Below are 19186 nucleotides of genomic sequence, written 5' to 3' on the forward strand. Positions count from 1 at the left end.
GGATGATCTCAACAGGAGATTCCACCGGCCACCTCTTAGTACTTCAGCAGGTTGGCGTCGTCCACCGACGCGGACCTGCGGGTTCGGAAGATCATCACGATGATGGCAAGGCCGATCACGACCTCGGCCGCGGCCACCACCATCACGAAGAACGCGATGAGCTGGCCGTCCAGGTTGCCGTGCTGCCTGGCGAAGGTGACGAAGGCGAGGTTGCAGGCGTTGAGCATGAGCTCCACGCACATGAACACCACGATCGCGTTACGCCGCGTCAGCACGCCGATGCCACCGATCGCGAACAGCAGCGCGGAGAGCACCAGGTAGTGAGTGGTCACTTGGCTTCCTCCTGACGGGCCGCGTCCTCCGCGACGACGTCTTCCTCAGCGGCGGCGTCCTTGTCGACGACCTGCTTGACGAGCGCCGCCTTCGCCGGGTCGGTCGGCCTGACGCCGTCCTCCTCGTGCCGGGCGAGCACCCGGTTGATCGACTTGGGCGACACCGAGCCGTCGGGCAGCAGGGCCGGCATGTCGATGGCGTTGTGCAGCGCGTAGGTGCCCGGGCCGGGCAGCGGCGACGGCTGCGGGCCGGTGAACCGGGCCCGGGACAGGTCGCGCTGGGTCGCCTTGGGCCGGACCCGCTCACGGTGGGCCAGGACCATCGCGCCGAGCGCGGCGGTGATCAGCAGCGCCGAGGTGACCTCGAAGGCGAAGACGTGCCTGGTGAAGATGAGCTGGGCCAGCGCCGGGACGTTGCCGCCCGCCTGCTGGGTGGCTCCGCCGACGCCCGCCGCGGGGGCGAAGACCGTGTTGCCGACCCCCAGGGCGAGCAGGGCAGCGAAGCCCAGGCCCGCGACGGCCGCCCAGAAGCGCTGTCCCTTGATCGTCTCCACCAGCGAGTCGGCGGAGTCGACGCCGACGAGCATCAGCACGAACAGGAAGAGCATCATGACGGCGCCGGTGTAGACGATGATCTGCACCGCGGCGAGGAAGGGAGCGTCCTGGACGGCGTAGAGCACCGCCAGGGAGAGCATGACGACGCCCAGCATCAGAGCCGAGTAGACCGCCTTGCGGCTGAAGACAAGTCCGAGGGCGGCCGACACCGAGACGACGGCCAGCACCCAGAACGTGATGGTCTCACCCATTGTTACGTCCCAGCCGGTAGTAGTCCTCTTCGGTCTCACCCAGGCGCATGGGGTGAGGGGGGAGCTCCATGCCGGGACCGAGCGGCGCGAGGAGCATCTCCTTGGTGTAGATGAGGCTCTCGCGGCTGGAGTCGGCGAGCTCGTACTCGTTCGTCATGGTCAGCGCGCGGGTCGGGCAGGCCTCGATGCACAGGCCGCACAGGATGCACCGCAGATAGTTGATCTGGTAGGTGCGCCCGTAGCGCTCACCCGGCGAGAAACGCTCCTCGTCGGTGTTGTCCGCGCCCTCGACGAAGATCGCGTCGGCCGGGCAGGCCCAGGCGCAGAGCTCACAGCCGACGCACTTCTCCAGGCCGTCGGGCCAGCGGTTGAGCTGGTGCCGGCCGTGGAAGCGCGGAGCCGTGGGCCGCTTCTCCTCGGGGTAGTTGACCGTCTCGACCTTCTTGAACATGGTGTGGAAGGTCACGCCGAACCCCTTGATGGGGTTCAGCCAATCAGTTGCTCCCACTGGGAACCTCCTTGCGCTCCACCCCGTGGTAGTGCGGCAGGTCGAGCGGCGGCACAGGGAAACCACCCGCGGTCGGTTCGGCTTCGAGACGCTCGAACTCGGCCTGGACCTGAGCGGCCTTGTCCTCCTTGCGCTTCTGCAGCACGCTGTCGAAACGCCACCAGACGCCGATGCAGCCGATGAGCACGAGCGCGGCCAGGATCAGCACCAGCGACCGGTTGACGTTGTCCATCTGCAGGGCCCGGACGGTGGCGACCAGCAGGATCCAGCCGAGGTTGATCGGGATGAGGATCTTCCAGCCGAGGGCCATGAGCTGGTCGTAGCGGACTCGCGGCAGCGAGGCGCGGCACCAGATGAAGAAGGAGAAGACCAGCACCATCTTGAGGAAGAACCACAGCAGCGGCCACCAGCCGGTGTTCGCCCCGTCCCACATGGAGATCGGGAACGGAGCCCGCCAGCCGCCCATGAACAGGGTGATCGACACGGCCGAGACCACGAAGACGTTGACGTACTCGGCCAGCATGATGACCGCGAACTTCAGCGAGTTGGAGTATTCGGTCTGGAAGCCGCCGACCAGCTCGCCCTCGCCCTCGGGCAGGTCGAAGGGGACCCGGTTGGTCTCGCCCAGCATCGTGACGATGTAGATCAGGAAGGACGGGATCAGCAGGATCATGTACCACGAGGGCATCGGGATGCTGAGGCCGCCGAGCGTGAACGTGCCGCCGGACGCCTGCGCGCTGACGATCTCCGAGGTGGAGAGCGTCCCGGCGAACAGGAACACGCCCACGAACGACAGGCCCATCGCGATCTCGTAGGAGACCACCTGGGCGCTGGCCCGCAGGCCGCCCAGGATGGTGTACGGCGAGCGCGACCCCCAGCCGGCGAGCACGACGCCGTACACGCCGATCGAGGCCATCGCCAGCACCAGCAGCACCGCGACCGGCAGGTCGGTGAGCTGCAGCGGCGTCTGGACGCCGAACATCGAGACCATCGGCCCCATGGGGATGACCGAGAAGGCCAGGAAGGCGGGGACCGCGAGGACGACCGGGGCGATGAAGTAGATCACCTTGTCCACGGTCCGCGGCATCAGGTCTTCCTTGAGACCCATCTTCAGGCCGTCCGCCACCGACTGGAGCAGACCGAACTTGCCGGCCCGGTTGGGGCCGTACCGGTTCTGCATCCGGGAGATCAGCTTGCGCTCGAACCACACGCCGAAGAGCACGCCCAGCATCAGGACGGCGAAGATGACGACGGCCTTGATGATGCTGATCCAGATCGGGTCTTTACCGAAGTCGGCAAGGGTCGGATCGGCCGCCGCTAGAAGAGTCCGGGCATTCATTGGTCGCTCACCGCTCCTCGTCCGTGCCGGGGGCGGCCTGTCCGTCGCCGGCCGTCGGGCCGGAGGCGCGCTCCGCGGGCACGGTGCTCATTGCGTCGGGGCCGTTGCCGGAGGCACTCCCGATCTTGACGATGTCACCGGCCGTGGCGCACAGGTCGCGGGTCACCGAGCGGCCGGCGGAGTTCGACGGCAGCCACACCACCCTGTCGGGCAGGTCGGCGATCCGCACCGGCAGGCTCAGCGAGCCCTGCCCGGTGGTGACGATGATCTTGTCGCCGTCGGCGACGCCGGACTCGACGGCGGTGGCCGCCGACACCAGTGCCTCACCCGTGCGGGCGGTGCCCGCGAGGTACGGCTCGCCGTCCTGCAGGCGGCCGTCGTCGAGCAGCAGGTGCCAGGTGGCCAGGACCGCCTCGCCGGCCCGCGGGGCGGCGGTCGCCCGCGCGCCCACCTCCGGGGCGGCGGCCCGGGAGCCGCGCCACGCGCCGATGGAGCCGAGCTCGCGGCGGGCGGCGGCGGGGTCCGGGAGACCGAGGTGCACGTCCATGTAGTCGGCGATCGCGGAGACGGCCCGCAGGTCGCTCATGATCCCGGGGACCGGGAGCGCCTCCTCGAAGGTGCGGCCGCGCCCCTCCCAGTTGACGAACGTGCCGGACTTCTCGCTCACCGCGGCGACCGGCAGCACCACGTCGGCGCGGTCGGTGACCGCGCTGGCGCGCTGCTCCAGGCTCACGATGAACGGCGTGTTCTCCAGGGCCGCCAGGGCGGCCTCGGGGTCGGCCAGGTCGTAGGGGTCGACACCGGCGACGACGAGGGCGTCGAGCTCCCCGTTCAGCGCCGCCGCCAGGATGGCGGAGGTGTCGCGGCCCGGGGTCTCCGGGAGGGAGGAGACGTTCCACGCCCTGGCCACTTCGGCGCGGGCGGTCTCGTCGTCGGCCGGGCGGCCGATGGGCAGCAGGTTCGGCAGCGCTCCGGCCTCGATCGCACCGCGCTCACCGGCGCGGCGCGGGACCCAGCCCAGGCGGGCGCCGGTGGATTCGGCCAGCCGTACCAGCGCCGACAGGGCGCCCGGCGCGGTGGCCAGGCGCTCACCGGCGAGGATGACCGCGCCCGGCTGCCTGACCGCCTCGGCGATCGGGGAGGCCCCGGAGATCAGGTCCTCGACGGCGGCGGCCTCGGCGCCGGGCAGCGTGCGCACCAGCGTGCCGCCCATCTTGGCCAGGCCCTCACCGGCGAACGGCGCGATCGAGAAGACCTTCAGGCCCTTCTTCCGCCACGCCTTGCGCAGGCGCAGGAAGACGATCGGCGACTCGTCCTCGGGCTCGAAGCCCACCAGGAGCACGGCCGGGGCCTTCTCCAGGTCACGGTAGCGGATCTCGATGCCCTTGCCCGCGACGGCGTGCGCGAGGAACTGCGCCTCCTCCGCGGAGTGGGGCCGGGAGCGGAAGTCGACGTCGTTGCTGCCGAGCGCGATCCGGGCGAACTTGGCGTAGCCGTAGGCCTCCTCGACGGTGACGCGACCGCCGACGAGCACGCCCGCGCTGCCGCGGGCCGCCGACAGGCCCCGGGCCGCGGCGGCGAGCGCCTCGGGCCAGGAGGCCGGCACCAGGCGGCCCTCCTCGTCACGGACGAGGGGGGTCTTCAGCCGGTCGGGCTGGGTCGCGTAGGTGAAGGCCCAGCGGCCCTTGTCGCAGTTCCACTCCTCGTTGACCTCCGGGTCGTCCCCGGCCAGCCGGCGGGTGACCTTGCCCCGGCGGTGGTCGGTCCGGAGCGAGCAGCCGCTGGCGCAGTGCTCGCACGCGCTGGGCGTGGAGACCAGGTCGAACGGGCGGGCCTGGAACCGGTAGGCGGCGCCGGTCAGCGCGCCCACGGGGCAGATCTGGATGGTGTTGCCCGAGAAGTAGGACTCGAACGGCTCGCCGTCGGCGGCGCCGACCTGCTCCTTGGCCCCGCGCTCGAAGAAGTCGATGAGCGGGTCACCGGCGATCTCGTCGGAGAAGCGGATGCAGCGGGCGCACTGGACGCAGCGCTCGCGGTCGAGCAGCACCTCGGTGGAGAGCGCGACCGGCTTGTCGAAGGTGCGCTTCTTCTCCTCGAAGCGGCTCTCGCCCTGGCCGTTGGACATGGCCTGGTTCTGCAGCGGGCACTCGCCGCCCTTGTCGCAGACCGGGCAGTCGAGCGGGTGGTTCAGGAGCAGCAGCTCCATGACGCCGCGCTGGGCCTTCTCCGCGACCGGGGAGGTGAGCTGGGTCTGGATGACCATGCCCGGGGCGACCTCGATGGCGCAGGAGGGCTGCGGCTTGGGGAAGCCGCGGCCGTTGCCCGCGTCCGGGATGTCCACCAGGCACTGGCGGCAGTTGGCCGCCGGCTCCAGGAGCGGGTGGTCGCAGAAGCGGGGGATCTGGATGCCGAGCAGCTCCGCCGCCCGGATGATCATCGTGCCCTTGGGGACGCTCACCTGGAAACCGTCGATCGTGACGGTCACCAGGTCTACCGGCGCCTGGGCCGGGGTCGTCGCTTCGACGGTCATGGCGCCTCCTCCGTCGGCCCCATGACCGAAACGGTGCTGTGCTTGCTGGTTGCCGCGATCCGCCCGCTCACTTGGCACCCCAGACCGTGGACGGAGCGTGATCGAACGGGCAGCCGCCGATCTCGAAGTGCTTGAGGTATTCGTCGCGGAAGTACTTCACCGACGAGTGGATGGGGCTGGTCGCACCGTCGCCCAGGGCGCAGAAGGAGCGGCCCAGGATGTTGTCGGCGATGTCGGTGATCGTGGTCAGGTCCTCTTCGGTGCCCTGACCCTTCTCCAGCCGCTTGAGCACCTGCTTGAGCCAGTAGGTGCCCTCCCGGCAGGGGGTGCACTTGCCGCAGGACTCGTGCGCGTAGAACTCGGTCCAGCGCAGCACGGCGCGGACCACGCAGGTGGTCTCGTCGAAGATCTGCAGGGCCCGGGTGCCGAGCATGGACCCCTTGGCGCCGACCGACTCGAAGTCGAGCGGGACGTCCAGGTGCTCGTCGGTGAAGATCGGGGTGCTCGACCCGCCGGGGGTCCAGAACTTGATCCGGTGCCCCTCGCGGATGCCGCCCGCCATGTCGAGCAGCTCGCGCAGCGTGATGCCGAGCGGGGCCTCGTACTGGCCGGGACGGGTGACGTGGCCGCTCAGCGAGAAGATTCCGAAGCCCTTGGACTTCTCGGTGCCCATCCCCGCGAACCATTCGGCCCCGTTGGAGATGATCGAGGGAACACTGGCCACCGACTCCACGTTGTTCACGACAGTAGGCGAGGCGTAGAGGCCCGCCACCGCCGGGAAGGGGGGCTTGAGCCGAGGTTGGCCGCGATAGCCCTCCAGCGAGTCGAGCAGCGCCGTCTCCTCGCCACAGATGTAGGCGCCGGCTCCGCTGTGGACCACGAGCTCCAGGTCGAAACCGGAGCCGAAGAGGTCCTTGCCGAGCAGGCCCTTGTCGTAGGCCTCGGCCACGGCCGCCTGCAGGCGGCGGATGACGTGCAGCACCTCGCCGCGCACGTAGATGAAGGCGTGGTTGGCGCGGATGGCGTAGGAGGTGATGATGACGCCCTCGACCAGCGAGTGCGGGTTGGCCATCATCAGCGGGATGTCCTTGCAGGTGCCCGGCTCGGACTCGTCGGCGTTGACCACCAGATAGTGCGGCTTGCCGTCGCCCTGGGGGATGAAGCCCCACTTCATGCCGGTGGGGAAGCCCGCACCGCCGCGGCCGCGCAGACCGGAGTCCTTGACGGCCTGGATGACGGCGTCGGGGTCCATGCCCAGCGCCTTCCTGGCCGCCGAGTAGTCGCCGTAGCCCTCCAGGGTGAAGGAGTTGGGCTGGTCCCAGTTCGCGGTGAGGACCGGGGTGAGAGTCGTCATGGTGCCTCGGGGGCCTTCCATCCGTTGGCCTTGGCGATCTTGAGTCCCTCAAGGGAGGGGCCGCTCGCCGAGGGGCCGTCGCCGGCCAGGCCGTCGGGCAGGCCCGACAGCACGCGCGAGGCCTCCTTGAAGGTGCACAGCTTCTTGGGGCCGCGGGTCGGCGAGACCTCCTTGCCGTCCTTCAGGTCGTCGACGAGCTGCTTGGCCGAGGCGGGGGTCTGGTTGTCGAAGAACTCCCAGTTGACCATCATCACCGGGGCGAAGTCGCAGGCGGCGTTGCACTCCAGCCGCTCCAGCGAGACCTTGCCGTCCGGGGTCGCCTCGTCGTGGCCGACGCCGACGTGCTCGGACAGCTCGTCCCAGATCTGGTCGCCGCCCATGACCGCGCACAGCGTGTTGATGCACACGCCGACGTGATAGTCGCCCATCGGCTTGCGCTTGTACATCGTGTAGAAGGTGGACACGCCCACGACCTCGGCCTTGCTCAGGCCGAGCATCTCCGCGCAGAACTCCTGGCCGGCGTCGGAGACGTAGCCGTCCTCCGACTGCACCAGGTGCAGCAGGGGCAGCAGGGCCGACCTGGTCTTGGGGTAACGGCCGATGATCTCCTTGGCGTCCCGTTCCAGACGCTCGCGGACTTCCGGCGTATACGTCACCGGTCCACACCTCCCATGACGGGGTCGATCGAGGCCACTGCCGAGATGACGTCGGCGACCATGCCGCCCTCGCACGTGGCCGGCATGGCCTGCAGGTTCGTGAAGGACGGGTCGCGGAAGTGCACGCGGTAGGGCCGGGTGCCGCCGTCGCTGACCACGTGGGCGCCGAGCTCGCCGCGGGGCGACTCCACCGAGGCGTACGCCTGACCCGCCGGGACCCGGAAGCCCTCGGTCACCAGCTTGAAGTGGTGGATCAGCGCCTCCATCGAGCCGCTCATGATGTGCGCGATGTGGTCGGGCGAGTTACCGAGACCGTCGGGGCCGAGCGCGAGCTGCGCGGGCCAGCCGATCTTCTTGTCGTCGACCATCACGCGGCCGCCCTTGAGCGGGCCGGACAGCCGGTCCAGGGCCTGCTCGATGATCTTGAGCGACTCCTCCATCTCGGCCACCCGGACCAGGTAACGGCCGTAGACGTCGGCGGTCTTCTCGGTCGGGACGTCGAACTCGTAGGTCTCGTAGCCGCAGTAGGGCTGCGACTTGCGCAGGTCCCACGGCAGTCCCGCGGCCCGCAGCATCGGGCCGGTGACGCCCAGCGCCATGCAGCCGGTGAGGTCGAGGTAGGCGACGTCCTTGGTGCGGGCCAGGTAGACCGGGTTCGCGTCGAGCATCTTGCGCATGTCCTTGATGCGCCCCGGCATGACCTTCAGCAGCTCGCCGACCTTGTCCACGGCGCCGGCCGGGAGGTCGACGGAGACGCCGCCGGGCCGGACGTAGGCCATGTTCATCCGCAGGCCGGTGATGTATTCCATCACGTCGAGCACCATCTCGCGCTCGCGGGAGCCGAAGAGGAACGGCGTGGTCGCGCCCAGCTCCATGCCGAAGGTGCCGATGGCGACCATGTGCGAGGAGATGCGGGTGAGCTCCATCATCATCACGCGGATGGCCTGGGCCCGCTCGGGGATCCGGTCGGTGATGCCGAGCAGCTTCTCGACGCCCAGGCAGTAGGCGGTCTCGTTGAAGATCGGCGCGAGGTAGTCCATCCGGGTGACGAACGTGGTCCCCTGGGTCCACGTCCGGAACTCGATGTTCTTCTCGATGCCGGTGTGCAGGTAGCCGATGACCGTGCGGGCCTCGGTGACCGTCTCGCCGTCCAGGTTCAGGACCAGGCGGAGCACGCCGTGCGTGGACGGGTGCTGCGGGCCCATGTTGATGACGAGCTGCTCGTCCTGCTGGCCGGTGAGGGTCTCGACCAGCTCCGTCCAGTCGTTGCCGGAGACGGTGTAGACCTTGCCCTCGGTGGCCTCCTCGTAGGGGGCGCTCACTTGTAGGACCTCCTCTGGTCCGGCGCGGGAACCTGGGCGCCGCGGTATTCGACCGGGATGCCGCCCAGCGGGTAGTCCTTGCGCTGGGGATGACCGTCCCAGTCGTCGGGCATCATGATGCGGGTCAGCGCCGGGTGGCCGTCGAAGACGATCCCGAAGAAGTCCCAGGTCTCCCGCTCGTGCCAGTCGTGGGTCGGGTAGACCGAGACCGTGGAGGGGATGTGCGGGTCGGCGTCGGGGCAGGACACCTCGAGGCGCAGGCGGCGGTTGTGCGTGATCGAGCACAGGTGGATCACCGCGCGCAGCTCCTCCCCCTCCATGTGGGGGTAGTGCACGCCGGAGACGCCGAGCGAGAGCTCGAAGCGCAGGGCGGGGTCGTCGCGCAGGAGCCTGGCGACCTCCAGCAGGCGCTCGCGCTTGACGTGGAAGGTCAGCTCGTCGCGGTCGACGACCACGCGCTCGATCGCGTCGCCGAGGTCGCCGCCCAGCGCGCGCTCCAGCTCGTCGGCGACGGCGTCGAAGTAGCCGCCGTAGGGGCGGGGAGTGGACAGCTGGGGCTTGCGCCGTACGACCAGGCCGCCGTAGCCGGAGGTGTCACCGGAGCCCGAGGCGCCGAACATGCCCAGGTGGGCGATCGGCTCCTCCGGGATCTCGGGGAGATTGTCCGTGCTCATCGGTCGCTCACCAACTCCTCATTCACCGCGCGCACCGCGCCGGGTCCGCTCCGGCTCATTTGGCGGTCCCCTGGTCGATCAGCGGCAGCGTCCGCAGCGCCTGCAGTTCGAGCTCGTCGATCTGCTTGGCGCGGTGCGCGCCGAACTTCATGTTCTGGATCTTGTCGTGCAGCTTCACGATCGCGTCGATGAGCATCTCGGGCCGCGGCGGGCAGCCCGGCAGGTAGATGTCGACGGGGACGACGTGGTCCACGCCCTGCACGATGGCGTAGTTGTTGAACATGCCGCCGCTGGAGGCGCACACGCCCATGGCGATGACCCACTTGGGCTCGGCCATCTGGTCGTAGATCTGGCGGAGCACCGGGGCCATCTTCTGCGACAGCCGGCCCGCCACGATCATCAGGTCGGCCTGCCGCGGAGACGCCGAAGCGCGCTCCATGCCGAAGCGCGCCAGGTCGTGCTTGGGACCGCCGGTGGACATCAGCTCGATGGCGCAGCAGGCGAGACCGAAGGTCGCCGGCCACACGGAGTTCTTGCGCGCCCAGCCGGCCACCTGCTCGACCGTGCTGAGCATGAACCCGCTCGGAAGTTTCTCTTCAAGACCCATATCTAGTCCCAGTCCAGACCCTTGCGGCGCCACACATACGCGTAGGCCACGAGCACGGTGACGATGAACAGCACCATCTCGACCAACCCGAACATCCCGAGCTGGTCGAACGCGACCGCCCACGGGTAGAGGAAGATGATCTCGATGTCGAACACGATGAAGAGCATCGCGGTGATCATGTACTTCAGCGGGAAGCGACCACCTCCGACCGGCTGGGGCGTCGGCTCGATGCCGCATTCGTAGGCGTCGAGTTTCGCGCGGTTCCAGCGCCGGGGACCGGTGAAGGGCGCGATCGTCACCGAGAAGACCGCGAATCCCGCCGCGAGAACGGCGAGCACCAGGATGGGTGCATACAGCTCCATCGCTACGCCTCCTCTCCCATCTCCACGCGCGCCGGCGCGCAGCTCATCACGTTGTTTTGTTTTGCAAGTTTATGCAGGGGGATCATCGCTCTGGTTCCACGTGCGGAGGCGGCTGGTGTGGTCATGCCGACGGCGCGGCCTTCGACAGAGCGTTGATGATGCGGTCTGACGCGTCGCCTCGCCGGTCGGTGAGATTAGCAAGGAGCTTGAGCGCGAACCGCATCAGGTGGGGGTGGGGCAGCGCGTGACGGGTGAAGAAGTCCATCACGCCGCGGCGCCCGATGAGCTCCACGAAGCCCCGGCCCAGGGTGAAGTAGCCGCCGTAGGCGTCCTTCAACGTCTGGGGATAGGCGCGCAGCACGCGCTCCCGCTGGGCGGGGGTCGTCCGGGCCAGCGCCTGGACGATGGTCTCGGCCGCGATCTGGCCGGTCTCCATCGCGTAGGCGATGCCCTCCCCGTTGAACGGGTTGATCATCCCGCCCGCGTCGCCGACCAGCACCAGGCCCCGCGTGTAGTGCGGCTGGCGGTTGAAGGCCATCGGCAGCGCCGCCCCCCTGATGGGGGTGGTCATGTTCTCCTCGGTGTAGCCCCACTCCGGGGGCATGTTCTTGACCCAGCGCCTGAGCAGGTCGCGGTAGTCCATGCCCTTGAAGGACTCGGAGGTGTTGAGCAGGCCGAGGCCCACGTTGGAGGTGCCGTCGCCGACGCCGAAGATCCAGCCGTAGCCGGGCAGCAGGGTGTCGCCGTCCCACAGCTCCAGCCAGGTCTCCAGGTAGTCGTCGTCGTGGCGCGGACTCTCGAAATAGGTCCGTACGGCGACGCCCATCGGGCGGTCCTCGCGCTTGTGCAGCCCCATCGCCAGGGAGATCCGGGTGGAGTTGCCGTCGGCGGCCACCACCAGGCGCGACCTGTAGGAGACCTCCTCGCCGTCCTTCTTGGCGACCACGCCCACGATGTGGCCGCTGCGATCGTCGAGGATCGGGGCGGTGACGTTGACCCCCTGCAGCAGGCGGACGCCGCCGCGCACCGCGTTGGCGGCGAGGATCTCGTCGAAGTCCTGCCGGGTGCGGACCAGCCCGAAGTCGGGGTAGCTGGACAGCTCCGGCCAGTCGAGCTCGAAGCGCAGCCCGCCGCCGACCACGCGCAGGCCCTTGTTCCTGACCCAGCCCGGAGCGTCGATGTCGATCCCCATGGCGATGAGCTGCTTGACCGCTCGGGGCGTCAGCCCGTCGCCGCAGACTTTCTCGCGGGGGAATGTGGTCTTCTCGAGCAACAGGACGTCGAGTCCGGCCTGTGCGAGATGGAATGCGGTTGTCGAACCGGCGGGCCCGGCGCCGACGACGATTACGTCGGCGTCAGCCTCAGCGACATTCCGCTGTGTGGCGGCTGGCACGGTCACGGGACCTGTCCTGTCCTACAAGCTTTGACGGCCTCGGGGTGAGGGGCCCTTCGTTCCTTTGTGAAGGTCTTCACAAACTTGTCGGCCCGAAGTCTAACCCCTTTACGAGGCGGAGTGTCAGTCGGGTGCGGCTATCGCCGGCGAATCTTCTAAGCGGGCTTATACGCACGATGAAGCGCCACGATGCCCATGGTGAGGTTGCGCCAGGCGACCCGCTCCCAGCCCGCCGCCTGGATGATCTTCGCCAGTGCCGCCTGGTCCGGCCACTCCCTGATCGACTCCGCCAGATACTCGTATGAATCGTCGTTGGAGCCGACCAACTTGGCGGCCTGCGGCATCAGCTTCATGAGGTATTGGCAGTAGACGAGGTCGAAAGACTTGTTCGTCGGGTGGGAGAACTCAAGGATCACCAGCCGGGCCCCCGGCTTGGCCACCCGGAGCATCTCGCGCAGCGCCTGGCCGGTGTCGTGGACGTTGCGCAGCGCGGTCGAGATCGTCACCGCGTCGAAGGTGTCGTCGGCGAAGGGCAGCCGCAGCGCGTCACCGGCGACGAAGGTGACGCCGCGCACCCCGCCGCCGGAGAGGCCGGAGCCGCCCCGCCGCCGCACGCCGGTGCGCAGCATGCCGAGCGAGAAGTCCGAGGCGATCGCACGGGCGCCCAGCGCGGTGAACGCGTCGGTGGAGGTGCCGGTGCCCGCGCCCAGGTCGAGGACGAGCTCGCCGGGGCCCGCGTCGACGGCCGCCGCGGCCGCCTTGCGCCACAGCCGCACCTGCCCGAGGGAGATCACGTCATTGACCAGGTCGTAGCGCCGGGCCGTGCGATCGAACATCGCGGCGACCTCATGCGGTTGTTTGTCCAGCGAAGCGCGCGTCATAGGGACAAGCCTAGGCCCGACCGGACAATCCACGGAAAGTAGCTACTCGATTACCGAGAGTCTGCTAGAAATTGCCGAATGTTTGCCAGAACCGCTTCCGTGCTGGCCGCGGCCCTGATGCTGCTCCCCGCAGGGGTCGCCGCAGCCGGCACCACCAAGCACAGCAAGGTCGTCTCGGCCGATCCGGTGGACACCACCCCGCACGTGCTCGACGGCATCGTCAACGCCATCGCCCTGGTGGGCGGCACGGTCGTGGTCGGCGGCTGGTTCAGCCAGGTCCGCGACGCCGGTGACGCGACGGTCCTGGAACGCGACAACATCTTCGCCTACGACCTGGCCACCGGGCGGATCCTGCCCGATTTCGCGCCCTACCTCGACCGGCCGGTCAACGCCCTCGCCGCGGGCACCGGCGGCACCGTCTACGCCGGCGGCGAGTTCACGGTGACCGGCGAGGCGAGGACCCGGGGCCTGGCCCTCCTGCGGCTGTCCGACGGCTCGCCAGTGCCCGGCTTCAGCGCCCAGGTATACGGGGGAACGGTCACCAGCCTGGCCCGGAGCGGCTCCCACCTCTACGTGGGGGGCGACTTCACCGGCGTGGGCCGCGTCTTCCGCACGGCCGTCGCCCGGCTGGAGGCCGCCACCGGCGCCGTGGACCCCGGCTTCACCGTCCGGCCCGGCGCGGCCCTGGGCGGCCGGACCAGGGTGCAGGCGATGTCCCTCAGCCGGGACCGCCTGGCCGTCGACGGCAACTTCACCACCCTCGACGGGCTGTCGCGGCCCCAGCTCGGCCTGATCGACGTCGGCGCGCTGCCCGCGAAGGTCGCCGACTGGCGGACCGACGCCTACGCCGCCAAGTGCCTGGAGGTCTTCCCCAGTTACGTGCGGGGCCTGGACTTCGCCCCCGACGGCAGCTACTTCGCGGTCGTCACGACCGGCGGCCCGGCCGGGCGGGGCAAGCCGTGCGACACCGCCGCGCGCTTCGAGACCTACGCGCGGGGCGAGGTGAGGCCGACCTGGGTCAACCACACCGGCGGCGACTCGCTCTACTCGGTGGCGGTCACCGGGGCGGCCGTCTACGTGGGCGGCCACCAGCGCTGGCTGGACAATCCGCTCGGCCGCGACTCGGCCGGGCCGGGGGCGGTGGAACGGCCGGGCGTCGGGGCGATCCACCCGCGGACCGGCAGGGCCCTGGAGTGGAATCCAACAAGGGAGCGCGGAATCGGCGTCAAGGCATTCCTCGCCCACCGGGGTGGGCTACTCGTTGGTAGCGACACAACGCGGCTTGGTCGCGAGTACCATGCCCGAGTCGGCATGTTCCCGCTGCCGTGATCACTCCCGATTCTTGGCGATTCGCTCGCTCACCGCGTCGCGCTGCTTTGACAGCAGAACGTAACTGGCCACACCACTGACCAGGAATGCGGCGACCAGGAGGATCAATGGCTGACGCAGGCCGAGGAGATAGAGCACACCGATGGTCACGGCCAGCAGACCCAGTCGGGACGCGGTGTAAACGAAGACAGGATGCACAGCGTCGAGGTTACGTCACTCTGCCCGCATGAGCGCTGACATGAAGACGGAGCGGACGCCCTTCGCAACGAGCACGAGCGCTGCTAGTGTGCCCATCAGATCAGTTTCGTAAAGAAACAACCACGAGAGTCCCAAAGAGGCTCTATCATATAACAATCGGGCAGTCAGTCGATAACAACCCGTGATCTTTGTTGAAAAGCACGGATAAATCAGGCTTCGCTCGGCACACTGGTTACCTGTCCGCCCGCTGGCAGGAAGCGGGATGCGAGGGGGAGAGATTGTGGAGAGTAGCAGCGAGCGTCTGCTGACGCCTGGAGAGGTTGCCGCCCTCTTCCGGGTCGACCCAAAGACGGTTACACGCTGGGCCGCGGCAGGCCGCATCAGCAGCATCCGTACCCCCGGAGGGCACCGGCGTTTCCGCGAGTCGGAAGTGCACGCCCTTCTGCGCGGAGAGGACGTACTGACGGCCGAACGGCCGGCAGGCGAGTCCCCGCGCGTCTGACGACTTATGACGTCACACCATCGGTGATCCTGCGCGCCTTACCCGGAAGCCGCAGGGTCACCGTGGAGTCGTAGCCGTACGGACCATCACACCGTACAGACCGTCACGTCCGGCGTCGCGGCCGGTGACCTCCCCCGTGACCGACCCGCAGCGCCCTCACGCGCTAACTGTCCTGCTCGGCCTTGAAGGCCAGGAACTCCCGCTCCAGCTCGTCGTTCTCCTCAAGCCAGCGCAGCCGCCGCCGCGCCGACTCCTCCTCGGTGAGCGCCTCGGGCAGCCAGCGGTCGTAGTCCGGATCCCCCGGTGAGAGCTCCACGTACGCGTTGCCGATCAGACGCCCGTCATCGCTGGACAGGCTCTGCGGCACCCGCAGCGTGCCGTCAGCGAGCCGGATGACGTACATCCAAGATCACCTAGATTCCGTAGCGCCGGTTGAAGAACAACATGACATTGAGCGCCATCCGCGTGTCCCCGCCGAGCATGTCCACCAGCGCGGGGCGCTGCCGGGCGGCGATGGCGGCGAAGGCGTCGGCGAAGAACTCCTTGCGCCCCAGGTCCCCGGGCTGCAGGTGGAAGCTCGAGGCCAGCGCCGGGACGCACTGGGCGTAGAGGGCGGCGAACTCCGGGGAGTCGGAGACCCACTCCCCGTGGGGCGCGTCCACGTCGTCCAGGGCGTGCCCGACCTCGTGCATCATCACGTCGGGGGTGGGCGAGGGGCGGTCGCCCACCACGATCTTGCGATCGCCGTACGCCCCCGCGCAGATGTCCCAGGTGGCCCGGCCCGAGGGCAGCGGCGCGCCCCGCAGGTAGCCCATGTCGTCCAGGTCGGGGACCCCGCCCTCGCCGACGTAGATGCCCGTGAGGCCGTCAGCCAGCTTGGCCTTCAACCCGTCCGGCAGCCGGGCGAGGCTCTCCACCGCCCGCACGGTCTCCGGGGACGGCGGCCCCTGCCAGGAGTCCCACTGGCGGTGCAGGATGCGTTCGAGGCTGCCGCAGTGCCGCAGGCCGTCGCCCAGGTCGGGGACGTCCGGGGCGTTGGGCTGGGCCCTGGGGCGCTCGTCCTCCAGCTCGAAATCCCGCCAGGTGTATTGCGGGCGGTCCACCACCGGCGCCGTCACGGTGCCCACCCGGCGCTCGGGCCCCGCCGGGACCTCACGCGGCGTCTCCTTGAGAGCACCGTCGGTGCGCTGGGACGGGCCCCGCTGCCACCAACGCCGTCGGTGACGGCCCTTGTCCGCCGAATTCGCCATCACGCCCCCAGGGGAAGTGGCACCGGACCCTACCGTACGACGTGGACCCGTCGCCGGTCACCCGGAACAGGTGCCTTGCCGCACCCCGGCTCCGGATGGCTTACAGTTCGGGCATGCCCCTGCTTGTCGGTCTGGCGCTGCTCGCCTTCTGGCTCTACTGCTTGTTCGACGCCATCACCACGCCGGACGAGGAGGCCAGAAACCTGCCCAAACTCCTGTGGGTGATCATCATCGCGCTGCTGCCGCCCGTGGGCGGCCTGTTCTGGTTACTGCTCGGCCGGCCCCTCGGTCCCCACGCGCCCCGCACGCCCCTGCCCAAGGACAGGCCGGCCCCGCCCGCGGCCCCGAAGGGTCCCGACGACGACCCCGACTTCCTCAAGGACCTCGACCGGCGGTTGCGCGACGAGGAGTAGGCGGGACCCGCCGGGGCGGGGCGGCCGGCCCTCGGGAGAGGGGACCGGCCGCCGGGTCACCCGGCCGCGGCACGCGGCGCCGCGATCAGCCCGGGACCTCCGCGTAGGAGTGCAGGCCGCCGAGGAAGATGTTCACCCCGACCAGGTTGAACAGCAGGCAGGCGAAGGCGATGAGCTGCACGATCATGGCGGCCCTGCCCTTGAAGCCGGCGGTCGCCCGGGCGTGCAGGTAGGCGGCGTAGGCGATCCAGGTGATGAAGGCCCAGATCTCCTTGGGGTCCCAGCCCCAGTAACGGCCCCAGGCCTTGTCGGCCCAGAGGGCGCCGGCGATGACGGCGAAGGTCCAGATCGGGAAGGCGATCACGATGGCCCGGTGCGCGACCCGGTCGAGGTCCGCCAGCGACGGCAGGCGGACCGCGGTGTCCTTCCTGACCAGATAGAGGATGCCGGAGACCCCGGCCATGATGAACAGCCCGCTGGCGATGATCGCCGCCGACACGTGGATCGCCACCCAGTAGGAGTTGAGCGCGGGCACCACCGGACCGGCCTGCACCTGCAGATACCGTACGGCGAAGCCCAGCCCGAGGGCGGCGGCGACCGTGACGAACGCGCCGAGGAAACGGACCCGGTAGCGGAGGTTCATGAGCAGGAACGCGCTCACCGCCGCGAAGCACATCGCGACCACGAACTCGTACATGTTGCCCCACGGCCACCGGTCCACGGCCAGGCCGCGGGTGAGGATGGAGCCGAGGTTCGTCGCCCAGCCGAGCCATGACAGCCCGACCGCGACCGGGCCGGCCCACACCGTCCAGGCGGCGGGCGCCTTCTCGGCGGGGCCCTGGTCCTTCTCGGCGCCGGACGGGGCGGCGGCGGCCGTGCTTGCGCCGACCGTGACGAGTGCGGGTTCGGCCTCCGCCCTGGCCCTGGCCTCGGCCCTGGGCCGGCCGAAGCCGAGATCGAGGGCGTAGCCGATCATTGCGAAGACGTAGAGCAGCACCGTCGCCAAGATGAGCTGATCGCTCAACAGGGCGAGGCCGGCGTCGACCTCAGCGGGCATCCTTAACTCCTGGGTTCAAAACAGAGACGATCTCGGCGAACTCCTCGCTGAAATCGCTGCCTTCGGTGCGCGTGAGACCGCCCACCTCGACGTGTTCACGGTCATGCTCGCGGCCCCGCGCCGCCTGCCCCCCGGTCTTCTCCGGCTCGCCCGTCGCCTGCCCGGCCGGCGTGGGCGCGCCCTTCAACCGTACCCACACCCTGCGGCGGCGGACGGTCAGGGACAGCACCAGGCCGACGACGGCGAGGGCGGAGGCCACGAACGCGGGCATCCGGCCCGGGTCGTAGGCGATCTGGAGGGCGATCCACTCCTTGACGCCGGTGAACTCGATGGAGCCCATGCCGTCGGGCAGGTCGAGCTTCTTGCCCACGGCCAGCGGGTCGGCCTTCATGACCAGCGGCTTCATCTTCTTCAGGCTCGCCGGTTCGAGCTCGTAGACCGACTGCGGCCGGCCGTTCTTCATGCCCAGGTCGCCGGCGAACGCGCCGTAGACCTGGGCCGTGGGGTTGGCGGCCCCGGGGAAGACCGACACCCAGTCGCCGTTCATCGGCACGGTGGTCGGCCGGAAGGCCACCAGGAGACCGAGCTGTTCCGGCTGGGCGTCCGGCACCTTGATCACGCACTCGGAGGTGAAGTTGGCCGGCTGGGCGACCAGGCACGGGACCGGGCCGTCGAAGGCGACCTGCCCCCTGCCGTCAGTGATCTTGAAGGTGGGCGCGTAGCCGTGGTCGATCAGATAGGTCTGCGTGCCGTTGACCTCCAGCGGCTCGTTGACCTTCAGGACGTAGTCGCGCTCGGGCGCTCCGGGGGCGTCGGTGACCTTGAGCGCGGCCGCGAAGTCCAGGGGCTGTCCGCGCCGCTCGCCCGCGGCGATGTAGCTGGCCTGGAAGTCGTCGACGGTGAAGGAGAACGGCTCCAGCGACTCGGCGTTCACCTGCTGGCCGGGCATGTAGCGGTCGTAGGCCGCGACCGTGTTGGCGAACCCGTCCCCCTCCACGACCAGCACGTTGCCGCGGTAGCCGTACAGCGCGCCCACCCCGACGGCGACCAGCAGGCCGAGCAGCGCGACGTGGAAGAGGAGGTTGCCGGTCTCGCGCAGGTAGCCCTTCTCGGCCGAGACCCAGTCGGGGCCCGTGGTCACCCGGAACCGCCTGGCCCGCAGCCGCGCGGCCGCCGCCTCCACGGTCAGGTCGCCCTCGAAGGAGGCGTGCTGGGGCAGCCGGCTCAGGTTGCGCGGCGGCGTGGGCGGCTTCTTGCGCAGCTCGCGCAGGTGGGCCGTGGTGCGCGGGAGCACGCAGCCGATCAGCGACAGGAACAGCAGCAGATAGATCGCCGCGAACCACGGCGCCCTGAACACGTCGAACAGCCAGAACCGGTCCAGCCATTCGGCGAGCGTCGGGCTGTCGGTGAAGTATTGGGAGACCTTGGCGTCGGAGACGCCGCGCTGCGGCCAGATCGACCCGGGGATCGAGGCCAGGGCGAACAGGAACAGCAGGATCAGCGCGGTCTTCATCGAGGTGAGCGTGCGCCAGAACCAGCGCGCCCATCCCACGGGGCCGAGCCCCACCGGCCGTACGTCGGGCTTGTCCTCGGTCAGAGTCGTGTTCACGCTCGCACTCGCTCGGCTGCTCGTTGGCTCGGGACTGGTTACGCTCGCCGCCCGCTGCGCCGCG

General features: G+C 69.5%; 21 protein-coding genes. 3 read left to right on the plus strand and 18 right to left on the minus strand.

The genetic code is table 11. The annotated features are described in order from the left end of the window. Positions 1-35: 35 nt before the first annotated feature. From nuoK to ACZ6R6_RS04860, 13 genes are all read right to left on the minus strand, one after another. Entirely contained in the window at positions 36-332 is a 297-nt protein-coding gene (gene nuoK / locus ACZ6R6_RS04800) for an NADH-quinone oxidoreductase subunit NuoK (RefSeq protein ID WP_306860411.1), read from the minus strand. After that, the gene (locus ACZ6R6_RS04805) at positions 329-1138 is read right to left on the minus strand and encodes an NADH-quinone oxidoreductase subunit J (protein WP_470090221.1); all 810 of its coding nucleotides are present in this window, start codon (positions 1136-1138) and stop codon (positions 329-331) included. Before ACZ6R6_RS04805 ends, nuoK begins: the two co-directional genes overlap by 4 nt. Next, the gene (gene nuoI, locus ACZ6R6_RS04810; RefSeq protein ID WP_306860416.1) at positions 1131-1646 is read right to left on the minus strand and encodes an NADH-quinone oxidoreductase subunit NuoI; all 516 of its coding nucleotides are present in this window, start codon (positions 1644-1646) and stop codon (positions 1131-1133) included. Before nuoI ends, ACZ6R6_RS04805 begins: the two co-directional genes overlap by 8 nt. Then, positions 1633-2985 (minus strand): NADH-quinone oxidoreductase subunit NuoH, encoded by a 1353-nt coding sequence (nuoH, locus tag ACZ6R6_RS04815; protein WP_470090223.1) that lies wholly within the window; start codon positions 2983-2985, stop codon positions 1633-1635. The genes nuoI and nuoH overlap by 14 nt, the downstream gene beginning before the upstream one ends. 7 nt (positions 2986-2992) lie before the next feature. Beyond that, entirely contained in the window at positions 2993-5515 is a 2523-nt protein-coding gene (locus ACZ6R6_RS04820; protein WP_470090224.1) for an NADH-quinone oxidoreductase subunit G, read from the minus strand. Positions 5516-5582: 67 nt separating this feature from the next. After that, positions 5583-6869, minus strand: coding sequence for an NADH-quinone oxidoreductase subunit NuoF (gene nuoF, locus ACZ6R6_RS04825; protein WP_470090226.1), 1287 nt, complete (start codon positions 6867-6869; stop codon positions 5583-5585). Then, entirely contained in the window at positions 6866-7525 is a 660-nt protein-coding gene (nuoE, locus tag ACZ6R6_RS04830) for an NADH-quinone oxidoreductase subunit NuoE (RefSeq protein WP_470090228.1), read from the minus strand. Before nuoE ends, nuoF begins: the two co-directional genes overlap by 4 nt. After that, entirely contained in the window at positions 7522-8847 is a 1326-nt protein-coding gene (locus tag ACZ6R6_RS04835; protein WP_370879664.1) for an NADH-quinone oxidoreductase subunit D, read from the minus strand. Before ACZ6R6_RS04835 ends, nuoE begins: the two co-directional genes overlap by 4 nt. Continuing rightward, complete coding sequence (locus ACZ6R6_RS04840) at positions 8844-9521, minus strand: NADH-quinone oxidoreductase subunit C (protein ID WP_470090230.1); 678 nt, start codon at positions 9519-9521, stop codon at positions 8844-8846. Before ACZ6R6_RS04840 ends, ACZ6R6_RS04835 begins: the two co-directional genes overlap by 4 nt. 55 nt (positions 9522-9576) lie before the next feature. After that, positions 9577-10128, minus strand: coding sequence for a NuoB/complex I 20 kDa subunit family protein (locus ACZ6R6_RS04845; protein ID WP_184755084.1), 552 nt, complete (start codon positions 10126-10128; stop codon positions 9577-9579). A 2-nt stretch (positions 10129-10130) separates the two neighbouring features. Next, on the minus strand, positions 10131-10490 hold the full coding sequence (locus ACZ6R6_RS04850) for an NADH-quinone oxidoreductase subunit A (RefSeq protein WP_012887354.1): 360 nt from the start codon (positions 10488-10490) through the stop codon (positions 10131-10133). 121 nt (positions 10491-10611) lie between these two features. After that, positions 10612-11889 (minus strand): geranylgeranyl reductase family protein, encoded by a 1278-nt coding sequence (locus ACZ6R6_RS04855; protein ID WP_470090232.1) that lies wholly within the window; start codon positions 11887-11889, stop codon positions 10612-10614. A 149-nt stretch (positions 11890-12038) separates the two neighbouring features. After that, positions 12039-12764 (minus strand): demethylmenaquinone methyltransferase, encoded by a 726-nt coding sequence (locus tag ACZ6R6_RS04860; protein WP_306860435.1) that lies wholly within the window; start codon positions 12762-12764, stop codon positions 12039-12041. Positions 12765-12842: 78 nt separating this feature from the next. Between ACZ6R6_RS04860 and ACZ6R6_RS04865 the strand changes: the two genes are divergently transcribed. Next, a complete protein-coding gene (locus tag ACZ6R6_RS04865) occupies positions 12843-14093 on the plus strand; it encodes a hypothetical protein (RefSeq protein ID WP_470090234.1) in 1251 nt (416 codons plus the stop codon). Here ACZ6R6_RS04865 and ACZ6R6_RS04870 read toward each other — a convergent pair whose 3' ends face one another. Continuing rightward, complete coding sequence (locus tag ACZ6R6_RS04870; protein ID WP_470090235.1) at positions 14094-14291, minus strand: DUF4229 domain-containing protein; 198 nt, start codon at positions 14289-14291, stop codon at positions 14094-14096. It abuts the gene before it with no gap. A 262-nt stretch (positions 14292-14553) separates the two neighbouring features. On the opposite strand from ACZ6R6_RS04870, the gene ACZ6R6_RS04875 reads away from it, so the two are divergent. Beyond that, positions 14554-14793, plus strand: a complete 240-nt coding sequence (locus ACZ6R6_RS04875) for a BldC family transcriptional regulator (protein WP_012887349.1) — start codon at positions 14554-14556, stop codon at positions 14791-14793. A 163-nt stretch (positions 14794-14956) separates the two neighbouring features. Here the strand turns inward: ACZ6R6_RS04875 and ACZ6R6_RS04880 are convergent, their stop codons facing one another. Then, positions 14957-15196, minus strand: a complete 240-nt coding sequence (locus ACZ6R6_RS04880; RefSeq protein ID WP_470090237.1) for a hypothetical protein — start codon at positions 15194-15196, stop codon at positions 14957-14959. 10 nt (positions 15197-15206) lie between these two features. Next, positions 15207-16043: a hypothetical protein gene (locus ACZ6R6_RS04885; RefSeq protein WP_470090474.1), complete on the minus strand. Its 837-nt coding sequence runs from the start codon at positions 16041-16043 to the stop codon at positions 15207-15209. 113 nt (positions 16044-16156) lie between these two features. Here ACZ6R6_RS04885 and ACZ6R6_RS04890 point away from each other — a divergent pair, with 113 nt between their 5' ends. Continuing rightward, positions 16157-16456, plus strand: a complete 300-nt coding sequence (locus tag ACZ6R6_RS04890) for a PLD nuclease N-terminal domain-containing protein (RefSeq protein WP_370879665.1) — start codon at positions 16157-16159, stop codon at positions 16454-16456. Between the two features lie 85 nt (positions 16457-16541). Here the strand turns inward: ACZ6R6_RS04890 and ccsB are convergent, their stop codons facing one another. Both ccsB and resB read right to left on the minus strand, forming a co-directional pair. Further along, positions 16542-17513 carry a c-type cytochrome biogenesis protein CcsB gene (gene ccsB, locus ACZ6R6_RS04895; protein ID WP_470090238.1) on the minus strand — a complete coding sequence of 324 codons (972 nt, stop codon included), beginning with the start codon at positions 17511-17513 and terminating at the stop codon, positions 16542-16544. Next, a complete protein-coding gene (gene resB, locus ACZ6R6_RS04900) occupies positions 17503-19122 on the minus strand; it encodes a cytochrome c biogenesis protein ResB (RefSeq protein WP_470090239.1) in 1620 nt (539 codons plus the stop codon). Before resB ends, ccsB begins: the two co-directional genes overlap by 11 nt. Positions 19123-19186 lie beyond the last annotated feature (64 nt).

The sequence above is a fragment of the Streptosporangium sp. NPDC048886 genome (genome assembly GCF_055586905.1).